Annotated in this window: 3 protein-coding genes and 1 tRNA gene; 3 read left to right on the top strand and 1 reads right to left on the bottom strand. The window is 26.9% G+C overall.

Going from position 1 to position 2,871, the window contains the following annotated elements:
- Positions 1 to 20 precede the first annotated feature (20 nt).
- The 3 genes from B3J31_RS00265 (at position 21) to B3J31_RS00255 (ending at position 1,850) form a co-directional block, all read left to right on the top strand.
- A tRNA-Lys gene (locus B3J31_RS00265) sits at positions 21 to 96 on the top strand.
- Between the two features lie 96 nt (positions 97 to 192).
- Positions 193 to 708: a GNAT family N-acetyltransferase gene (locus tag B3J31_RS00260; protein WP_150846311.1), complete on the top strand. Its 516-nt coding sequence runs from the start codon at positions 193 to 195 to the stop codon at positions 706 to 708.
- Positions 709 to 746: 38 nt separating this feature from the next.
- Positions 747 to 1,850, top strand: a complete 1,104-nt coding sequence (locus tag B3J31_RS00255; protein ID WP_051824307.1) for a mechanosensitive ion channel family protein — start codon at positions 747 to 749, stop codon at positions 1,848 to 1,850.
- A gap of 41 nt (positions 1,851 to 1,891) precedes the next feature.
- Here B3J31_RS00255 and B3J31_RS00250 read toward each other — a convergent pair whose 3' ends face one another.
- Entirely contained in the window at positions 1,892 to 2,638 is a 747-nt protein-coding gene (locus B3J31_RS00250) for a hypothetical protein (RefSeq protein ID WP_346873548.1), read from the bottom strand.
- Between the last annotated feature and the right edge of the window lie 233 nt (positions 2,639 to 2,871).

Raw genomic sequence — 2,871 nt, 5'->3', positions numbered from 1 at the left:
TGTTGCCAGGTTTTTAACGTGGTTCACTAGCTCAGTCGGTAGAGCACATGACTTTTAATCATGGTGTCCGGGGTTCGATCCCCCGGTGAGCCACCAAAAGCACTTCATTATGGAGTGCTTTTTTTATATATAAAATAATAAATTTAATTTATAATAATATGAGAAGTAGCATTTTGGTATGGAGGGTAGAAAGTGTATAATATATGTGAAGGACAACGAATTTATTTAAGAAATATAGAATTAAATGATGCTAAATTGGTTGCTAAATGGAAAGATGAAATAGTAATGAGAAAAATGTCCGTGGGATTAAATACAAATATAAGTTATGAAAATCAATTTCAAGACATTAAGCTTAGCATAGAAGAAGGAGAAGAATTATATTTAATTATTGCATTAAAAGATAATAATGAACCTATAGGATACATAAGAATAAACTGGTTAGATGAAAATAAAGAAATGGCTTGGCTTAGGTTTGGATTAGGAAGTCATAGGCAAGAGGGATATGCTAAGGAAGGATTAAAATTAATTATAGATTATTTATTTAGCATTGGAACTCATAGGATTGATGCAGAGGTGTTAATGTTTAACTATCCTAGTCAAGGCACATTAAGGTCAGTAGGTTTTCTTCATGAAGGAACAAGAAGACAAGCATATTATGATGGAGAAGAATATGTTGATGTTTTTGTTTTTGGAATTGTAAAGGAATAAATAATGAAAACTAAGTTTTTATATAGGAGGAAAGATAAATGGTAATAGCTCAAGTAGAGATATTAACGAATAAATATGTACAGATTATATTAAATAGTAAATTTTTTGAAGTGTGGAAGTCAATTGCAATAGGAGTAGGAATATTCGTATTGTTAATGTTCCTAAGGAACATATTTGCTAAATATATTATAAAGATATTAGATGGTATATTTAAAGCTTTAAAAATTAAAAGTGCTAGAAAAATATTGAGTGCATTTGAAAAACCTATAAAAATGGCATTTATAGTAATGGGTGTATACATATTTATGAGTATACTAAATTCATCAATGGGATGGAATATTAGCAGTATAATTAATAAATTATTAGGGACATCAATTATAGTATTATTTGCTAATGGATTAATTAACATTACTAATAATTCAGATGATTTTTTATTTAGAGCTACAGATAAATATGATATAAAAGTGAATACTGTATTAATACCTATGATGGCCAAAGGAATAAAGTATTTAATTATAGCTTTTGCAATTATACAAGTAGCGAATATTTGGGGGCTAGATGTAAATGCTTTTATAACAGGAATAGGTTTAGGGGGAGTTGTAATAGCTTTGGCAGCAAAAGATTTTGCTGCAAATATGATGTCAGGTGTCATAATATTTATGGATAATCCTTTTACAATAGGTGATTGGATTAAGTGTAAGGAGATAGAGGGAATAGTAGAAGATATTAGTTTTAGAAGTACAAGAATAAGAACTTTTGATAAAGTGTTAATAACGGTTCCTAACTCATTACTAGTAAATGATTCAATTTTAAACTTTAACAAGAGAGAGTTAAGAAGAGTAACTATGAATATAGGAGTAACCTATGATACAGCTACTGAGCAGCTTCAAAGGTGTGTTAGTAGCATAAAGGATATGCTAAAGAATCATGATGGAGTAGATAGTGAGAGTATTCATGTTAGCTTTAGTACATTTAATGAAAGTAGTTTAGACATAGGTATGTATTTTTTTATAAATAGAATTGAATTCAATGAATATATGGAGATTAAAGAAGATATAAATTATAATATAATGAAAATTCTAAGTGATGAGGAAGTAAGCATTGCTTTCCCAACAAAAAGTGTATATATAGAAAATAAATAAAAGGTTTAGGTAGTTCTTATTTGAATTACCTAAACCTTTTATTACTCATTTATAAAGTCAATAATTTCGTTGTATAAACTTCTTACACCATAATGCCAATTTTGATCAGCAGAGTACTTTCTATTAATCCATACTAAAGGATCGACACTATCGGGTCTATCCTTAGATAGATTTATAATTGTACGACAAGCAATTTCAGATGCATCTACAATATCAGTATTATAACTTTGCCAACTACAAAATACATTATAAGGATTGTTAGCTATTTTATTAGCACTTACATGATCTTGAGGAACAAAGCTTTGTTCTTGACCTGTAATAGCAAATAGCAGTATAGGATTAATATTAAAATCTCTACCAACTTCTATTATGGATGAAAAGTAAGGTTCATCCTTAAGTATAGAAGATCTATTAGCTAAATAGGATTTTAATAAGTTTTCATCTATAACTTTATATTTAAACCAATCAGGTAAATGCATAGTTTGGTTTATGGCTTCTTCACTTACTTGGTTATTATGATACAAATTTTTATATTTTTGTTGAGACTTTTGTATAGAATAAGAATTATATTCAGAATTATATTTTGAAAGTTCAGTGTTTAATGTATTAGAGTTATTAACTCTATAAGTTATAGATAGAGTATTTATTGATTTTATGTCACTGTTTATTAATTTTGTATTTTTATTAGCTGTATTTTGTCCTTGCTCTGTGGTTGATAAATTAATAAGTTGTAATACTAATATAAATATAACAACTAGAGGAATAAAACTTTTTTCTTTCTTCTTCATAAATTTAATCACCATATTTCCCAAAATTTTTATTAATAATTATAATCTGTCCAAAAAAATAATAAATATTCAATTTATATATTTTTTCAAAAGGTAAAAGGTAATTAATTTTATACAATGGTAATTATCCAGTTATCCTTATACTAATAACAATATAAGTAAATACATAATATAAATGTATAAATTCAATTAATAGATTAAATAAACAAATCCTAGTGTATCAATATTAGGAT

Origin of the sequence: Clostridium sp. UBA5988, assembly GCF_002435615.1 — a bacterium.
GTDB classification, from domain to species: Bacteria; Bacillota; Clostridia; order Clostridiales; family Clostridiaceae; genus Clostridium_J; species Clostridium_J sulfidigenes.
Note: the sequence above shows the minus strand (reverse complement) of the source record. Positions and strands in the feature narration are given on the sequence as shown.

What these genes read in the sequence shown, in the direction of transcription:
- B3J31_RS00255 (WP_051824307.1), top strand. Translation starts at nt 747, where the DNA reads ATGGTAATAGCTCAAGTAGAGATATTAACGAATAAATATGTACAGATT.
- B3J31_RS00250 (WP_346873548.1), bottom strand. Translation starts at nt 2,638, where the DNA reads ATGAAGAAGAAAGAAAAAAGTTTTATTCCTCTAGTTGTTATATTTATA.